Source organism: Thalassospira sp. MCCC 1A03138 (genome assembly GCF_002115785.1).
Lineage (GTDB): Bacteria > Pseudomonadota > Alphaproteobacteria > Rhodospirillales > Thalassospiraceae > Thalassospira.
This window is the reverse complement of the sequence record NZ_JFJY01000001.1, coordinates 19,961-35,816: the sequence shown is the minus strand read 5'-3', so window position 1 is coordinate 35,816 and position 15,856 is coordinate 19,961. Positions and strand designations below refer to the sequence as shown.

The following is a 15,856-nucleotide window of genomic DNA, read 5'->3' as shown; positions in this document are numbered from 1 at the left end:
CTGTTTTACGGAGGCAGAACCGTGTTGGTTTATGGATTGTCACAGTAGCGGATTACACTCGTCTCAGATGCGTCAGTTATCCTTTATCTTTCGCAAATCAGGGACAATCCAATGCCATATGTTTTTAGCCAGGCCGCCGATACCGAAGCCATCGCCGAACGGGAATGGGGCAAAGCGGCTCAGATCATGTTTACCGGCTTTTCATCGTGCATCGGGATCATGGCAATCAAGAACAATGAGGTCATCGGTGTGCATCTGCCTCTGCGCGATGGGAATAACGCGGTGACCAATGACGATATCGATACGGCAATCGGATTGCTGGATGGTGGGGCGTATCCTGTCGTGATCGGATCGATCAGTGCATGGGAAGCATCGGCGTCTGCAGTCTATCAGCATCTGGTCGATACACTGCATCCGGTTGAACAATATGCCTATGGTGATGGTACCTATGGCGGTGAAATCGTCAATGGCCGGATTCAGCCGCGCTTTTAACGTCAAATCATCTGAGGATTTGATGAGGGAAGGTTACTGTATTCGCAAAGAGCTTTCCCAAAAAACAAAAGCCGTCCTTTCCGGGGCGGCTTTTGGCTGTTGCAATTGTACAAAGGTTATTCGGCGGCTTCGATCCGGGTCATGTCCGGTGCGCTTTTGCGGCCCTTGCCCTGCTGATCGTGGCGGCGGATGAAATCCTTGATCCGTGGGCTGATCTGTTCGCGCCAGCGACGGCCATTAAACACGCCGTAATGACCAACGCCCTTCTGGATGTGATGCATGCGCATATTGTCGGGCAGATTGGTGCAAAGCTTGTGGGCCGCGCGTGTCTGCCCCATGCCGGTGATATCGTCGCGTTCGCCTTCGACCGTCAGAAGGGCGGTCTTGGTGATGGCCGATGGTTCAACCGGAACCCCCTGCCAGCGCATGGTGCCCTCGGGCAGCTGATGTTCGTGGAACACGGCTTTCAGCGTCTGAAGATAGAACTCGGCACTCATATCCATGACGGCCAGATATTCGTGATAGAAATTGCGCTTGGCATCGGCACTTTCGCCGTCCCCCTCGACAAGATGGGTGAACATCTCGTGATGGGCGGAAACGTGCTTGTCCCAGTTCATGCTCATGAAACCGGCAAGCTGCATGAAGCCCGGATAAACGCGGCGCATCACCCCGGCATGGGGCAATGGCACATGCGTAATGACATGGCGTTCAAACCAATCGAGGCTGTGCTGCTTGGCAAAGTTGTTGACCTCGGTGGGGTTTTCACGGGTATCGACCGGGCCGCCCATCAGGGTCATCGATGCCGGCTGGCAGGGCTCGTTCCCGGCGGCCATCAGCGATGCGGCCGCAACCACCGGAACCGATGGCTGACAGACCGCCATCAGATGGGTGTTCGGGCCAAGCTTGCGCAGGAACTGCATGACATAGTCGATATAGCTATCAAGATCGAAATGACCCTGATGCACCGGAACCATGCGGGCATCGATCCAGTCGGTGATGTAAACATCATGATCGGGCAGCAATGCCTCGACCGTGCCGCGCAGAAGCGTTGAAAAGTGACCTGACAACGGGGCAACGATCAGAAGCCGCGGATCGTCCGGCTGATTTTTAAGGTGATCGGTTTCGCGTTTGAAATGCAAAAGATTGCAGAACGGTTCACTATATACTATTTCCTCGGTCACGGCGACGGTTTCACCATTGATGACCGTGGTATCAAGGCCGAATTCCGGTTTGCCATAACGGTGCGTGATGTGGGTGAACACATCAAACGCGGCGGCCGCCGCACGGCCCTGATGGGTATAGGCAAGCGGGTTGACCGGATTGCGCAGCCACTTCTTGCTGGCATCTGCCGCCATCCGCAATGGACTGATGGTGGCGTGCTGCAGTTCATAGAGATGGTACAGCATTAATCTCTCACTCCCCGGTGATGCAAAGGTTCGGTGGTGGGGTGCATCGACCGTGTTGGTCCCCGGCTGCATTTTTCCGAAAGGATTTCCGGTGGGCAGGCCTTCTGATTTTCGTAAGTTCTGAACCCGCGTCCGGCCGTTTTTTTGCGGGTGACCATCCGGGGATCAGATCATTGCGGGCTAAGGCACCGCAAAATCACGATAAACAGAAATCCTGCAATTCATCAGAATCCTACGATACTTCAGGTTTCAATCAATAGCCTAAAAGTATGATGAATTTCCAAACTTTCGTTTTTCACCTTGATTCAAACCAACATTAGGGGTGCTGTCGAGTGAAATTTTGCAATGCAGCGTAAGTTGTTGCGTTGCAATAATAGTTTTTCCCTGAAAGATGGGGGAAATCCGTTTTGATATATACAATAGTCTAGTATCTGCGGGACTCGAGGTCCGAAAGAACCAATCAAAGAAAAACGCTGCTGTCGGGGAAACAGCAGCGTCAAGTAGCGCGGAATAACGAAAGTAATATGCAGGTTACAATTTACGTGACCCGGACCGATGGAAGAGGGACGACCGACAGACGGGACAGGGTATGGGTGCGGGGTTGCCTGCCGGTCGTCACCTTGGATGGGAAGTCCATCCGGGTCTCGTAAAAGGTATGAGCTTTGATCAGATCAGACCGCGAAGGGTTTGCGCCATTCCCAGTCCGATAACGAACAGGAAAAATCCGGTGCTTCCGACCACGGCAACCGTGCTGCAAAGCTCGTTCAGGCGGTTCGGATTTTCAAGCAACTTCATCATGGCTGTGTCCTCCTCAATCTGTCTGAAGAAACCATACTGATCCTGTTTTGTTCTCACAAGAACAAAATTAGAACAAAAGCCGATAAAATATTTAAGTTATTGATTTTCAATGAAATTTATATGGTCTCGATGTTCTTGTCTTTCGAAGGAAAATGAGAACATCGGCGGTGCATGACCGGTATCAGGTTGAATGAAACCCGCAGAAACCAACGCTTTGGCGCGAGTCTTCGCAAGACGGTGTACAAACGCGGAATGGCAACCTCAAACTGCTGCGCGATTTACGCAGGAACTTCATGAAAAATTGAGTTTCTCGGGGATTATATGTTGCATGATGGCGTTGTCACTTTATATGCGCGATCGATTAACTGAAAGATATGACGCATTCTCCGGCTGTTTGGGAGAGTGCTATCAACAGGGTCTTTTTCCCGGTAAAATCAATTTATTGCGGGTTTTATGCTGCGTTCTATCGGTGATTTATTCCCCTGGTTGTTATGGTCCTTTCGCAACAAACTGTTACGGTTAAACTGGATTCCGGTAAAGAGGTGGCGCTGCCTGTTGATGGCAGTGGTCTTGACGCCGGAGATCGTGTAACAGTGGGCATCAGACCGGAACATTGCAGCCTTGCCGATCAGGACACGGCATTGCTGTCAGGTACGGTCGAAGTGGTTGAACATCTGGGCGAGGCGGGGCTCGTCTATGTGCAGGCCGATGGTGATGAACTGTTTGTTGCCCGTGTCACGGGTGACACGGCAATTGTAACAGGATCATCCATTGGCATTCATGCCCGGGTGGAAGATTACTATCTGTTCGATCAGAACGGACAAGCCAGACGGCGCCTTGATGTGGATAACGAACCGCTCAGAGCCCAGCTGGCAACAGGATAGGCGGTGACGGGGCGAAAACCCGGCGCCTGCCAACACGGTAAATACCGTGGCCCGGTCGTTTGCCAGAGCCCTTCGGGCTCGGGATCCCACCTTTACGACGGGGAGGAAACGAGTGAGAGCAAAGCAGTTCGCTTGGAAGGCTTAGGGCAAGATGACACAAACGACGACGCAGCGCCAACGGCTGAAGCATCGTATCGCTGATATCGTGATTTTCGGTGGGACCGGAGATTTGGCGTTACGCAAACTTTTCCCCGCGCTTTACGAAATGGAACGTACCGGGCGTTTCGATGATTCCACCCGCATTTTCGGCGCCTCGCGCAGCGAACATTCCGATGACGAATTCCGCACCAAGTTGGAAGAAGCCGGAAAAAAATACATTCCCAAAGGCGAATTTGACGCCAAGGTCTGGAAAAAGTTTGCCGCGCGCATCGCCTATGTTCAGGTATCCGCCGGGGATGAAACCGGCTTCAAAATCCTGCATGAAAAACTTGCCGATCAGCCGGATCGGGACCGTGTCTATTATTTCTCGACCAGCCCGTCGCTGTTTGCCGATATGGCCTTTAACCTCAAGAAAGCCGGTCTGGTAACGCCGAATTCGCGCGTTGTGCTTGAAAAGCCGCTGGGCCACGATCTTGAAAGCTGCCGTGAAATCAACGGCCAGATCGGTGAAGTCTTCGAAGAACACCAGATATTCCGTATCGACCATTATCTTGGCAAGGAAACGGTGCAGAACCTTCTGATCCTGCGCTTTGCCAATGCGATGTTCGAGCCATTGTGGAACAGCGCGCATATTGATCACGTGCAGATCACGGTTGGCGAGGAAGTTGGCGTCGAAGGGCGCTGGTCCTATTATGACGATGCCGGTGCGATGCGCGACATGGTTCAGAACCATATGTTGCAGCTTCTCTGCCTTGTCGCGATGGAAGCCCCGCATGTTCTCGATCAGGACGCGGTGCGTGATGAAAAGGTCAAGGTGCTCAAGGCGCTGAAACCGATCAACGATTCCAATATCGACAGCGCAACCGTGCGCGGCCAGTACCGCAATGGTGCCGTCGGTGGCAAGGAAGTCCCGGGCTATCTTGAAGAAGAAGGCGCCAATATCGACAGCACCACCGAGACCTTTGTGGCCATTCGGGCTGAACTGAACAACTGGCGCTGGGCTGGTGTGCCGTTCTATCTGCGGACGGGTAAACGTTTGCCGAAACGTCATTCGGAAATTGTCATCCAGTTCCGCGATGTGCCGCACCAGATTTTCCCGCTGGCAAAATCCATGACCAATTATCAGGCCAACCGCCTTGTTCTGCGCCTGCAGCCTGATGACGGCATCCATCTGGTTCTGAATACCAAGAATCCGGGGCCGGGCCTTGTGCGCCTGCGTCCGACGGCGCTTAACCTGTCCTTTGCCGAGGCATTCGGCGGGCGCAGCCCGGATGCTTATGAACGTCTTTTGCTCGATGCGATTGATGGCAATAACACGCTGTTCGTCCGCCGTGACGAGCAGGATATTGCCTGGCAGTGGGTCGATGCCATTCAGGAAGCATGGCAAAGCAATCACATCACGCCCAAGGGATATACCTCGGGCACGTGGGGGCCTTCGGCGGCCATTGCGCTGATCGAGCGTGACGGCCGGACCTGGAACGAAGAAGCCGGGTTCTGATGACATGCGGGTCGCAACACCTTTTGGTGTGGCGGCCTTGCGTGACGATGAACCGGTTCCCAATTTTCTGGACGAAGACATGACAAACGAACGCATTTTCCAAAGCGGCGATGACATGCTTGCGGCCATGGTCAAGGAAACCGTGGAACGCCTTGAATTCGCCATTGCGACCCGCGGCCATGCCAGCATGGCGGTGGCCGGTGGACGTTTTCCCAAACCGCTTTTTGAAAAACTCTCGACCGTCAAACTGGACTGGTCGAAAGTCACCGTGACTCTTGGCGATGATCGCTGGGTGGGGCTGGATGACGATCAGTCAAACGAAAAGCTGGTTCGCGATCATTTCCTGATCAATGAAGCCCAGCATGCGCGTTTTGTGTCGCTGAAAACCGGCGATGCCAATCCCGAAGACGCAATTTCAACGGTTTCAAGCCGCCTTCGCACCGATCTGAACTGGCCGCTTGATATCGTGTATCTGGGCATGGGGGATGATGGCCACACGGCATCCCTGTTCCCGTCATCCGCGCCCGATGCCCTGCAAAAGGGACTTTATCCCGCCCATGGCGAACTGGTTGCCGCCGCGCGTCCTACCGTATCCCCGGTCCCGCGCATCAGCATGACTTTGCCCGCCATCCTTAATGCCCGGTATATTGGCATCCATATTACCGGACAATCCAAATGGTCGACCTTTGAAACCGCGAAAAACGGCACCGAGATCGAAGAAATGCCGGTTCGCGCAATCTTGCAGCAGACTGACATCCCCGTCGATCTGTGGTGGAGCGCCGAGAACCCGAAAGGCTGAACCCCATGAAACGTGAATTAGAACAGATTACCAAACGCATCATCGAACGTTCCAAGCCCACCCGCGAGGCCTATCTGGAACGCATCGAAGCCGCCGCGTCCGACCGCCCGCATCGCTCATCCCTGTCATGCGGCAACCTTGCCCATGCGTCTGCGGGCTGCAGTGCGGCGGACAAGGAACGCATCAATGGCGACGAGGGTGCCAATCTGGGCATCGTGACATCCTATAACGATATGCTGTCCGCCCATCAGCCGCTTGGCGTCTATCCCGACCGCATCAAAAAGGCTGTGTTCGAAGCCGGCGCAACCGCACAGGTTGCCGGTGGCGTGCCCGCCATGTGCGATGGCGTGACGCAAGGCCGCCCGGGCATGGAACTGTCCCTGTTTTCGCGGGATGTGATTGCGATGTCGACGGCGGTATCGCTGTCCCATGATGTGTTTGATGCCGCTCTTTATCTTGGTGTCTGCGATAAAATCGTACCGGGTCTGGTGATGGGCGCACTTGCCTATGGCCACATTCCGGCGGTGTTTGTCCCTGCCGGTCCGATGCCGTCCGGTTTGCCCAACAATGAAAAGGCCCGCATCCGGCAGCTTTACGCTCAAGGCAAAGTCGGCCGCAAGGAATTGCTTGAAGCGGAAACCGCGTCCTATCACAGCCCGGGGACCTGTACCTTCTATGGTACGGCGAACTCCAACCAGATGCTGATGGAAATCATGGGCCTGCATTTGCCCGGTGCGGCGTTCGTCAATCCGAACACCGACCTGCGTGATGCCCTGACCGAAGAAGCCGCCCGTCGTGCGCTTCAGATCACCAAACTTGGCAATGATTACCGTCCGGTTGGCAAAATTCTGGATGAAAAGGCATTCGTGAACGGCATTATCGGTCTGCTTGCGACCGGTGGGTCGACCAACCATACCCTGCATCTTCCCGCGATGGCGCGCGCGGCGGGTATCGAACTGCGCTGGGAAGATTTCGATGAATTGTCGAAACTTGTGCCTTTGCTGTGCCGCGTTTATCCGAACGGGCAGGCCGATGTGAACCATTTCCACGCCGCGGGCGGCATGGGCTTTGTGATCAGCGACCTTCTGAAAAACGGTCTTCTGCATCCCGATCTTCAGACCATCCATACCGGCGGCATGGCGGCCTATGGGACCGAGCCGTATCTGGATAATGGCAAATTGTCGTGGCGCGATGCCCCGGCCACCAGCCATGACGAGGAAATCCTGCGCCCGGCCGAAAAGGCATTCAGTGCCGATGGCGGCCTTCGCATGCTGTCGGGCAACCTTGGCCGTTCTGTGATCAAGGTCTCGGCTGTGAAGCCTGAAAACCGCGTGGTCGAAGCCCCGGCTGCGGTCTTTACCTCGCAGGAAGAAATGATGCAGGCGTTCAAGGACGGCAAACTGCATCGCGACGTTGTCTGCGTCGTTCGTTTCCAGGGTGCCAAGGCCAATGGCATGCCGGAACTGCACAAACTGACTCCGCCGCTTGGCGTATTGCAGGACCTTGGTTACAAGGTCGCCCTTGTCACCGATGGCCGCATGTCGGGCGCATCGGGCAAGGTCCCGGCGGCAATCCATGTCACCCCCGAAGCCATGATGAATGGTCCGATTGCCAAGGTGAAAGACGGCGATATCGTGCGTCTTGATGCCGAAACCGGCGAACTGATCCTGAACGTGACCGAGGCCGAGCTGGCCAAACGTGACTTCGCCACCTTTGATAACAAGGCCGAACATCAGACCGGTTTCGGTCGTGAATTGTTCGGTGTCTTCCGCGAACATGTCGGACTGGCCGAACTAGGTGCCAGTGCGGTGCTTCCGGGGGCAGCCGAGGTCGAGGTAGCATAATGCGGCTGGTTGGTGATATCGGCGGTACCAACGCCCGCTTTGCCTGGATTGACGAAAATGGAAATCCGCAATCACCGATGACATTGCCGGTCCGCGATTATGCGACCATCGGCGATGCCATGCGGGATTTCATGGTGAAAACCGATTGCGCGAATCTGAATGAATTTGCGGTTGCCGTGGCCTGCCCGGCATCCGCAGACATCATCAAATTCACCAATAACCCGTGGGTGTTTTCCAAAAACGCGCTCAAGGCCGAATTTGGTCTGGACCGTCTGGTGGTGGTCAATGACTTTACCGGCCTTGCGATGTCCGTACCCTATCTTGGCGACGAAGACCTGATCACGCTGTTTGATGGTCCCGGGCGCCCGGGATTGCCATTGGCGGTGATCGGGGCGGGGACCGGGCTTGGCGTTTCGGGGCTTCTGCGCCATGACGATCACTGGATTCCGATTCAGGGAGAAGGCGGCCATGTGTCGTTGCCCGCCGTGGATGATCTTGATTATGAAATCGTCAAATTCCTGACGGCTGAGCTGGGTCGTGTGTCGGCTGAACGCATCCTGTCGGGCATGGGGCTTGAAAACCTCTATCGCGCGCTTGCTGCCATTGACGGGATTGATGTGACACCGCTCAGTGCCGCTGAAATCGTTGAAAATGCCATGCAGAAAAATGATCCGCTTTGCCTTAAGGTTCTGGATCGGTTCTGTCTGTTCATGGGCGGGGTGGCCGGTGATCTGGTCCTGACGCTTGGCGCATTTGACGGCGTATTTATCGGTGGCGGTATTGGTCCGCGCATTGCCGACTTTATGAAACAAAGCGGCCTTAAGGATCGTATGATCGCCAAAGGCCGTTTCCATGATTTAATGAATGATGTGCCGGTGCGCCTGATGACGGCGAAATACCCGGCCCTGCTCGGTTGTGCCAAGATTTTGACGGCCTGACCGAAAACTGGAGGATACCTTATGAGCCTTTCGTCACGCGAAATTCTGTCCAAGGCACCGGTCGTGCCGGTTCTGGTGATTGAAGACGTCAATGATGCCGTTCCGCTTGCAAAGGCGCTGGTTGCCGGTGGTTTGCCGGTGCTTGAAATCACCCTGCGCAGTGCCGCGGCCGAAGAAAGCATCCAACGCATCATCGCCGAAGTGCCAGATGCGATTACCGGTGCGGGCACCGTGATCAATGCCAAGCAGATGGAACGGATGGCTGAAATCGGCTGTGCCTTTGCTGTTTCCCCCGGTCATACCGACGGCCTTCTGAAGGCTGCCAAGGATACCGGCGTTCCATTGCTGCCCGGTGCGGGCACACCGTCGGAAATCATGAACCTGATCGATCATGGCTATGACATGTTGAAATTCTTCCCCGCCGAACAGCAGGGTGGTGTTTCGATGCTCAAAGCCCTGTCCGGGCCACTGCCGCAGGTCAAATTCTGCCCGACGGGTGGTGTGTCGCTGGCAAATCTTGGTGATTATCTGGCCCTGCCAAACATCATCACCGTCGGCGGTTCATGGGTGGCACCCAAGGATGCGGTCAAGGCTGGTGACTGGGCAACCATCACCCGTCTTGCACAGGAAGCGACCGACAAGGTTGCCGAACTGCGCGGCTGATTGCCCCTGATAGACGACTGCAAAAAAGGAGCCCGTCACGGGCTCCTTTTTCATTGGTGGGCGGGGGGATATTCATCAGACAATGCGTGTAACGCGCCACTGGTTGCCATCAAATGTGCGTTGCAGGCCAACATCGCGAAGCTGATCGTCGCTCAGATGCGCCATCACTTCGCGTTCGTTTTTGCGTTTGCGGGCTTCGAGCGAATAGTTTGCGATCTTGTTGATCAGGCGGCCAAACGGGACGCGGTTGGCGATCGGGTCGGTGCGGATGTTGAAGTCCTGTGCTTTGGTCGGGGGCTGATAGGCCATGATGTCCTCCTGATTTTCCAAAAGGTCGTGTTCTGTTGATGACCTGATCCTCTCATATGCAAAATAAAACGGGAATTTGGTTGTTTTGCATATTTAATGTGCAAAAATAGACGGAACTGTTGATCCACGATCATATGGACTGGTCATGCACATGAACTGGAACGACCTGCGCTATTTCCTGATCCTTGCCGAGGAAGGCAGCCTTTCCGGGGCCGCCCGACGGTTGCGCAAGGAACACACCACCGTCGCCCGCCGGATTGAGGCGCTTGAAGACGCGGTGGGGACCAAGCTGTTTGATCGTCTGCCGCGCGGCTGGCAACTGACGGCTGCGGGGCAGAACCTTGTGCCGGTGGCCGAACGGGTCGAGGCAGAGGCGCTTGGTTTTGAACGGCAGGCCAGGGGCGATGAAGCCGCCCACGGTGTGGTGCGGATATCCGTGCCCCCGGTTGCCGGACGGGTTTTGTTTGCGCCCCGTCTGGCGCAATTGCTGACCGCGCATAAGGGGCTGGAATTTGAAATTATCGGTGCGTCCAACGTGGTCAATCTGGCCCGTCGGGAAGCCGATCTTGCGGTGCGCATGATTACCCCGCGCGAACCGGGCCTGATTACGCGCAAGCTGGTCGAACTGGGGGTCGGTCTTTATGCCGCACGCGGATATCGTGACCGCGTCCCCGAACAGGATTGGGAATTCTGCGGGTACGAGGACACGTCCTATGGGGCGGCCAAAAAGGAATGGGTGCGTAATATCATGGGGCGGGAATTGCCCTGCCGGTTTCGGGCCGATGATACGGAATCGGTGCGGCAATTCATCGCGGCCGGGCACGGGGTGGGGGTGTTGCCACGCTACCTTGCCGATGGTGACGAACGGCTTGAACTGATCCGGGCCGATACGGCGGGTGAAAGTCGCGAAACCGCATGGCTGGTTGTTCATCCCGATATGCGCCGCTCCCCCGGTGTGCGGCTTGTCATGGATGCCCTGATCAAGGCCGCCGACAGCATTTCGGCAGAATTTCAGGTGTGAAAAACAAAAAGAGACCCCGTGTGGGATCTCTTTTGCTGCCTGAGGGAGGCATATCAAAGCGTGTCGATTGCCGGGTAAAACAGGGATCACAATCCCCTGATATTGTACGGCCGCTTTGAATTCGATGTAGTCACCACATTCTTTCGCGCAGGTTACCATCTTGGGTGCGCTCCAGACCCATATCGCGCAGTTGGTATTCGTTAAGTCGCATCAGAGCCGCATCGGTTTTATGGCTTTTATAGGCTCTGATTACGAAATCGGCGGCGGCGCGAAGTAGGCGGCCAAGCGTCAAGGTCTTGGAATTCGCCGATTTCTCTGCGCGGTTGCCCATGGTTTCGCATGCCGTGCGCGCTTCCAGGCTGACTTGTCCATTCATCATCTGGCCTCCTGTGCCACGAATGTTTGATGTCCATGAACAGACTTTCTCATGCGCAGAAAAATTACGTAATCCGATTAATTTGCGCTATAGTTGTGCAAATTTGCGCAAGTTGGGGCGAGGCATCATGAACTGGAATGATCTGCGGTATTTTGTTGTCCTGGCTGCTGAGGGAACCCTTTCCGGTGCGGCAAGACGCCTTAAAAAGGATCACACCACCGTAGCACGCCGGATCGAAGCCCTTGAGCAGGATCTGAATTCCAAACTGTTTGATCGACTGGCAACCGGATGGACTCTGACCGAGGCGGGGGAAAATCTTGTGCCCGTGGCGGCCAAGATCGAAGAAGACGTTCTGGCGTTTGAACGGCAGGCACATGGCGACGAAACCGCCTATGGCGTGGTGCGTATCTCGGTGCCTCCTGCTGCGGGTCGGTTGCTTTTTGCGCCGCGTCTGGCCGAGGTGCTCAAAGATCAGAAACATCTGCAATATGAAATTCTTGCATCAAGCATTGTGGCCAATCTTGCCCGGCGCGAAGCAGATGTTGCCGTGCGCATGGCTCAGCCCGACCAGAACGGTTTGGTGGTGCGCAAATTGACCCATCTGCGGATGGGGATTTATGCCTGCCGGGGATATTGCGAACAAACCCCGCCTGATGAATGGGAATTTTGCAGCGAGGAACGCAATTCCCGCGGTGAACGGCAACAGGGATGGGTGTGGAAAAAACTGGGGCGTCAATTGCCTGTCCGCGTCCGCGCTGACGATACCGAAACAGTGCGATCCTTTATCGTCGCCGGATATGGATTGGGTATTCTGCCGCGCTATATCGGGGACGAGGACAAGCGCCTTGAACTTGTCCTGCGCGATGATGACTGCGAGATCAGCAGATCAGTCTGGATGGTGGTCCATCCTGATATCCGTCGCTCCCCGGCGGTGCGCATCGTGATGGATGCGCTGGTGCGCGCGACCGAGAACATCAATCCGGAATTTAAACACGGCTTTTAGTGATCAGTCTGCCGCCGTGTTTCGTAAATACTTTTGGCTCGGGATCAAACATCCCGGAAAATGGTACATTGGTTCGTCGCAGGGTTGCGGCGGCGATAATTGGCGGATGGCATGGGGACATCAACCCGGGATCTGGAACAGTTTCTGGCACGTGCGGCCGACGGCGATATGGACGCCTTCGGGCATCTTTATCATGCGACATCGGCGAAACTTTTCGGCATTGTCCTGCGTATCTTGAAAAACAGGGCCCAAAGCGAGGATATCCTGCAGGAGATCTATGTGCGGGTCTGGGAACGTGCCGGGGACTTCGAACCGGGCCGTGCGTCGATCATCACCTGGATGGCAACGATTGCGCGGAACCGGGCGATTGATGCGCTGCGCCGTGACAAACGTCATGACGCGGTGGTGGATGATTTCGATATCGATCAACTGGCCGATCACGATGATCTGTCGGTTGCCGATGATGCCGAACGCAATGATGACCTGCGCCAGCTTGAAATCTGCCTTGGCGGGCTGGATGATGATCGCCGCTCAATGGTCAGGCTGGCCTATCTTGACGGATTTTCGCGTGCCGAACTGGCAGAACGGTTTGCCCAGCCGGTCGGCACGATCAAGACATGGCTGCATCGCAGCCTGAAACAGTTGAAGGAATGCCTCGGATCATGACCGACCGGGAAGATATCGACATGCTGGCGGCGGAATATGTGTTGGGAACGCTTGATCCCGACATGCGCCGCATTGTCGATGAACGGCGGACAAATGAGGATGACCTGAATGCCGCGATTGCCGATTGGGAAAAACGCCTGTCGCCGTTAAATGCACATTACCGTGATGAAATGCCGACGCGTGATCTGTTTCCCGGTATCCGTGCGCGGATAGAAGGGGCCCGGATCGAGAGGGAGCGTGTGCAGGCGGATAATATTGTTGAGATCGATCTGCTTAAACGCAAGCTCGCCCGCTGGCGGATCGGGACGTTTGCCACCGGTGCACTGGCGGCAAGCCTGATGGTGGCGGTGCTGGTATCGGATTTTGCCGCCCCGGTTTCGGATCGGCAATTTGTCGCCGTGTTTCACCGTGACGATACCCAGCCCGCCTTTGTCATGAGCATTGATCTGGATACCCGTGCGGTGATCATCCGTCCGGTTTCGGCAACATTGCCCGAAGGCAAGACCTATCAGTTATGGATTGCATCCGATGAGTTGGGCCCGGCACCCAAATCGCTGGGGCTGCTTGAAAACGCATCCGCGCCAACAACCCGGTCGCTGGGTGAATTTGATCCGGCCCTGCTGCGCAATGCGACCTTTGGTATCAGTCTGGAACCCGAAGGCGGATCGCCAACCGGGCGTCCGACGGGGCCTGCCATTCATGGCCGTCTGATCCCGGTCGAACACTGATTTCAAAAAAAGTTTCCCGATCTGAAACCCGGCCGGTCTCGTCTGCGTAGCTTCGATGTGCGCAACAAAGTGCGACACGAGCGGACGGCAGACAAAAGCCTGTCCCGGTTTAACAGACAAGGAGACTTCAAATGCTGGTGACCAAAAAGATGTTCGGTATTCTCGGCGGGGCGCTGATGGCTGGTGCCCTGACCGCCGCCATTCCGGCGGCTGCCAATGCCATGGGGCCGATGGTCGATGCGATGGATCAGGATGTTTCGGGCGGAACCGTCAGTGCATCGAAAATCATGGCCGAAGAAAATGGCTGGCTGGTGGTGCATCGCACCGATTCCGCGATGAAGCCGGGCCCCGTTGTCGGTTATGCGCCGCTGAAAAAGGGCGAGAACGTGGACGTTACCGCCATCCTGCAGGAACCGGTCAAATCCGGTGAAATGCTGATGCTGATGATCCATTCCGAACAGGGTGGTATGAAAACCGGCTATTTCGAATATACGCTGGGTGCCAAGGAAGACGGCCCGATCAAGCCGGATGGCAAACTGGTGATGAAAGTCGTGACCGCCGAATAATCGGGGTGGTCCTTTAAATCAAACGGCCCGCAGGCAATCTTGCGGGCCGTTATCTTTTACAGCCAGCCAAGCTGCCGGGCTGCCGAAAGCAGCAGCAACAGGCCAAACAGGGTGATCAACGCGGCCCCCGCCAAGCCAACCCCGCGCCGAAGCCAGCCCGATGTGCTTTCCGAAACACTGAAAAGATGCTGCGTGCCGGTCCGAATGCCGATGGCCGCCAGCCCGATCAGGCTGATGGTCAGCGCCACACCGGCCGCCATGGCAAAGGCCGATGCAACCCCGATCAGGAACAACCCGTTGGCCAAGGTAAACAGCAACACCAGTATCGACCCGGTGCAGGGACGCAGGCCGACCACAATCCCGCCCGCAATCATCTGCCAGCGGGACTTGGTGATGGCGTGGCTATGCTCATGATTGTGATGCTGATGGTCTGCATGTTCGTGATCGTGGTCATGATGATGTGCGTGGTCATGTGCACGGTGGTGATGGTGATGGTCATGACCGCCGTGATCGCAACAATCATCACGTCCCTGCAAAATACGGATACACATCAATCCGCCCAGCCCGGCAATCAGGGCATAGGACACGGCTTCCAGAACCAGTCCGTTCTGCGTAATTGCCGCCGGGCCAAGATTAAGGATCAGGGTCAGCGACCCGACAAGAACGATGGCCGTCACCGCCTGAACGCCAGCAATCAGGCTGCCCATGGCAACACCCTGTTTCCATCCGGCATCGCGCGACAGGAAATAGGTGGTTGTGACCATTTTGCCATGTCCCGGTCCGGCGGCATGGAACACGCCATAGGCAAATGACAGGGCAATAATGGTCAGTCCCGGCCACCACGCATCGCCGGTTTTGGCACTGCGCAGTGTTGCGGTCATTTGCCGGTTAAGCTGTGTCTGAATCACTACCACCTGACCGACAATATCCGATAGCCATCCCGGCAGGCTGATCAGGCTCTCGCCGTCATTTTGTGTCGTCTGATCGGGAGTATTCGGGGCCTGTTCGCTGCTGGTGCCGCGGCCCAGAAGATTACTGGCCTGAGCGAGCGCCTGATTACTCGGCAGAAACGAAATCGCCAGCAGAAAGGCCCCGATCAGGACTGGCAGAACCGGCATCCGCAACCTCGTTCTGGCAGGCAAGGTCAGCGCGTATTGGCGAAACCAGATCAAAATAGATGCGGTTCTTTTCATCTTCGCTCATTTCATAGTGGCATTTGAGATGGCGGTTACCCTTGAACAGGATCGGATCAACCTGGGTAAAGGCAACATCAATATAGAATTCCGCATCATAGACCGACAGGGCAATCGCATCTTTTATCGGGTCAAGCGGCTCTTTAAGCGTCAGGGTGAAATCGTAACTCACCCGACGGTCATCGGTGATATCGGCCTTGAAGTCCGTTGCCCCGGCAAAGGTCACAAGCTCCTCGTTCCGGCGCAGATGCGTCAACCATGAAACTTCGGAAAGCAATGCAAACGCATTGTCGTGAATGTCGGTGTTTTCTGCGTCAAAGAAACGCAAATCGTGATTTTTGTCGAACTGGTCGATCAGCGTCAGGCTAAACAGATCATCAAACACCCAATGCAGCCGGATTGCGGTGATCTTGTCGTCTTCAAAAATCATCTGCGCATCGGCGTCGATCCAGACATGCGGATGGGCCGATGCCGGTACGCCCGATCCGGCCCAAAGGACGGATGCAAGCATAC

Annotated in this window: 18 protein-coding genes; 12 read left to right on the top strand and 6 right to left on the bottom strand. The window is 55.7% G+C overall.

All coding sequences use genetic code 11. The features are described from left to right. The first annotated feature begins 111 nt into the window (after positions 1–111). Complete coding sequence (locus TH468_RS00195; protein ID WP_037992407.1) at positions 112–492, top strand: hypothetical protein; 381 nt, start codon at positions 112–114, stop codon at positions 490–492. A gap of 116 nt (positions 493–608) precedes the next feature. Here the strand turns inward: TH468_RS00195 and TH468_RS00190 are convergent, their stop codons facing one another. After that, complete coding sequence (locus tag TH468_RS00190; protein ID WP_085641722.1) at positions 609–1,898, bottom strand: polyhydroxyalkanoate depolymerase; 1,290 nt, start codon at positions 1,896–1,898, stop codon at positions 609–611. A 666-nt stretch (positions 1,899–2,564) separates the two neighbouring features. Continuing rightward, positions 2,565–2,696 (bottom strand): hypothetical protein, encoded by a 132-nt coding sequence (locus TH468_RS21950; protein ID WP_255356831.1) that lies wholly within the window; start codon positions 2,694–2,696, stop codon positions 2,565–2,567. Positions 2,697–3,289: 593 nt separating this feature from the next. Between TH468_RS21950 and TH468_RS00185 the strand changes: the two genes are divergently transcribed. The 6 genes from TH468_RS00185 to TH468_RS00160 all read left to right on the top strand — a co-directional run bounded on the left by TH468_RS00185 (position 3,290) and on the right by TH468_RS00160 (position 9,481). Then, complete coding sequence (locus tag TH468_RS00185) at positions 3,290–3,580, top strand: TOBE domain-containing protein (RefSeq protein ID WP_168177045.1); 291 nt, start codon at positions 3,290–3,292, stop codon at positions 3,578–3,580. 151 nt (positions 3,581–3,731) lie between these two features. After that, the gene (gene zwf / locus TH468_RS00180) at positions 3,732–5,237 is read left to right on the top strand and encodes a glucose-6-phosphate dehydrogenase (RefSeq protein WP_062959214.1); all 1,506 of its coding nucleotides are present in this window, start codon (positions 3,732–3,734) and stop codon (positions 5,235–5,237) included. Between the two features lie 4 nt (positions 5,238–5,241). Then, positions 5,242–6,036: a 6-phosphogluconolactonase gene (gene pgl, locus TH468_RS00175; RefSeq protein ID WP_062952565.1), complete on the top strand. Its 795-nt coding sequence runs from the start codon at positions 5,242–5,244 to the stop codon at positions 6,034–6,036. A 5-nt stretch (positions 6,037–6,041) separates the two neighbouring features. Next, positions 6,042–7,880 carry a phosphogluconate dehydratase gene (edd, locus tag TH468_RS00170; RefSeq protein ID WP_085641720.1) on the top strand — a complete coding sequence of 613 codons (1,839 nt, stop codon included), beginning with the start codon at positions 6,042–6,044 and terminating at the stop codon, positions 7,878–7,880. Next, entirely contained in the window at positions 7,880–8,818 is a 939-nt protein-coding gene (gene glk / locus TH468_RS00165; RefSeq protein WP_085641719.1) for a glucokinase, read from the top strand. Before edd ends, glk begins: the two co-directional genes overlap by 1 nt. 21 nt (positions 8,819–8,839) lie before the next feature. After that, a complete protein-coding gene (locus tag TH468_RS00160) occupies positions 8,840–9,481 on the top strand; it encodes a bifunctional 4-hydroxy-2-oxoglutarate aldolase/2-dehydro-3-deoxy-phosphogluconate aldolase (protein ID WP_085641718.1) in 642 nt (213 codons plus the stop codon). A 75-nt stretch (positions 9,482–9,556) separates the two neighbouring features. Here the strand turns inward: TH468_RS00160 and TH468_RS00155 are convergent, their stop codons facing one another. After that, on the bottom strand, positions 9,557–9,790 hold the full coding sequence (locus TH468_RS00155; protein ID WP_139834595.1) for a hypothetical protein: 234 nt from the start codon (positions 9,788–9,790) through the stop codon (positions 9,557–9,559). Between the two features lie 151 nt (positions 9,791–9,941). On the opposite strand from TH468_RS00155, the gene TH468_RS00150 reads away from it, so the two are divergent. Continuing rightward, entirely contained in the window at positions 9,942–10,811 is an 870-nt protein-coding gene (locus tag TH468_RS00150; protein WP_085641716.1) for a LysR family transcriptional regulator, read from the top strand. A 130-nt stretch (positions 10,812–10,941) separates the two neighbouring features. On the opposite strand, the gene TH468_RS00145 is transcribed toward TH468_RS00150, so the two are convergent. Beyond that, entirely contained in the window at positions 10,942–11,190 is a 249-nt protein-coding gene (locus TH468_RS00145) for a hypothetical protein (RefSeq protein ID WP_085641715.1), read from the bottom strand. A 124-nt stretch (positions 11,191–11,314) separates the two neighbouring features. Between TH468_RS00145 and TH468_RS00140 the strand changes: the two genes are divergently transcribed. The 4 genes from TH468_RS00140 to TH468_RS00125 all read left to right on the top strand — a co-directional run bounded on the left by TH468_RS00140 (position 11,315) and on the right by TH468_RS00125 (position 14,150). Next, positions 11,315–12,190 (top strand): LysR family transcriptional regulator, encoded by an 876-nt coding sequence (locus tag TH468_RS00140; protein ID WP_085641714.1) that lies wholly within the window; start codon positions 11,315–11,317, stop codon positions 12,188–12,190. A 111-nt stretch (positions 12,191–12,301) separates the two neighbouring features. Continuing rightward, positions 12,302–12,856, top strand: a complete 555-nt coding sequence (locus TH468_RS00135; RefSeq protein ID WP_085641713.1) for a sigma-70 family RNA polymerase sigma factor — start codon at positions 12,302–12,304, stop codon at positions 12,854–12,856. Further along, a complete protein-coding gene (locus TH468_RS00130) occupies positions 12,853–13,584 on the top strand; it encodes an anti-sigma factor domain-containing protein (protein WP_085641712.1) in 732 nt (243 codons plus the stop codon). Before TH468_RS00135 ends, TH468_RS00130 begins: the two co-directional genes overlap by 4 nt. Before the next feature lie 131 nt (positions 13,585–13,715). Then, a complete protein-coding gene (locus tag TH468_RS00125; RefSeq protein WP_210402193.1) occupies positions 13,716–14,150 on the top strand; it encodes a hypothetical protein in 435 nt (144 codons plus the stop codon). A 56-nt stretch (positions 14,151–14,206) separates the two neighbouring features. Here TH468_RS00125 and TH468_RS00120 read toward each other — a convergent pair whose 3' ends face one another. Both TH468_RS00120 and TH468_RS00115 read right to left on the bottom strand, forming a co-directional pair. Further along, entirely contained in the window at positions 14,207–15,268 is a 1,062-nt protein-coding gene (locus tag TH468_RS00120) for a nickel/cobalt transporter (protein ID WP_085641711.1), read from the bottom strand. Next, the gene (locus tag TH468_RS00115) at positions 15,207–15,854 is read right to left on the bottom strand and encodes a DUF1007 family protein (protein ID WP_085641710.1); all 648 of its coding nucleotides are present in this window, start codon (positions 15,852–15,854) and stop codon (positions 15,207–15,209) included. Before TH468_RS00115 ends, TH468_RS00120 begins: the two co-directional genes overlap by 62 nt. Positions 15,855–15,856: the final 2 nt, after the last annotated feature.

Coding starts and splice junctions, on each gene's coding strand:
- TH468_RS00195 (WP_037992407.1), top strand. CDS start 112: ATGCCATATGTTTTTAGCCAGGCCGCCGATACCGAAGCCATCGCCGAA.
- TH468_RS00190 (WP_085641722.1), bottom strand. CDS start 1,898: ATGCTGTACCATCTCTATGAACTGCAGCACGCCACCATCAGTCCATTG.
- TH468_RS21950 (WP_255356831.1), bottom strand. CDS start 2,696: ATGATGAAGTTGCTTGAAAATCCGAACCGCCTGAACGAGCTTTGCAGC.
- zwf (WP_062959214.1), top strand. CDS start 3,732: ATGACACAAACGACGACGCAGCGCCAACGGCTGAAGCATCGTATCGCT.
- pgl (WP_062952565.1), top strand. CDS start 5,242: ATGCGGGTCGCAACACCTTTTGGTGTGGCGGCCTTGCGTGACGATGAA.
- edd (WP_085641720.1), top strand. CDS start 6,042: ATGAAACGTGAATTAGAACAGATTACCAAACGCATCATCGAACGTTCC.
- glk (WP_085641719.1), top strand. CDS start 7,880: ATGCGGCTGGTTGGTGATATCGGCGGTACCAACGCCCGCTTTGCCTGG.
- TH468_RS00160 (WP_085641718.1), top strand. CDS start 8,840: ATGAGCCTTTCGTCACGCGAAATTCTGTCCAAGGCACCGGTCGTGCCG.
- TH468_RS00155 (WP_139834595.1), bottom strand. CDS start 9,790: ATGGCCTATCAGCCCCCGACCAAAGCACAGGACTTCAACATCCGCACC.
- TH468_RS00150 (WP_085641716.1), top strand. CDS start 9,942: ATGAACTGGAACGACCTGCGCTATTTCCTGATCCTTGCCGAGGAAGGC.
- TH468_RS00145 (WP_085641715.1), bottom strand. CDS start 11,190: ATGATGAATGGACAAGTCAGCCTGGAAGCGCGCACGGCATGCGAAACC.
- TH468_RS00140 (WP_085641714.1), top strand. CDS start 11,315: ATGAACTGGAATGATCTGCGGTATTTTGTTGTCCTGGCTGCTGAGGGA.
- TH468_RS00135 (WP_085641713.1), top strand. CDS start 12,302: ATGGGGACATCAACCCGGGATCTGGAACAGTTTCTGGCACGTGCGGCC.
- TH468_RS00130 (WP_085641712.1), top strand. CDS start 12,853: ATGACCGACCGGGAAGATATCGACATGCTGGCGGCGGAATATGTGTTG.
- TH468_RS00125 (WP_210402193.1), top strand. CDS start 13,716: ATGCTGGTGACCAAAAAGATGTTCGGTATTCTCGGCGGGGCGCTGATG.
- TH468_RS00120 (WP_085641711.1), bottom strand. CDS start 15,268: ATGCCGGTTCTGCCAGTCCTGATCGGGGCCTTTCTGCTGGCGATTTCG.
- TH468_RS00115 (WP_085641710.1), bottom strand. CDS start 15,854: ATGCTTGCATCCGTCCTTTGGGCCGGATCGGGCGTACCGGCATCGGCC.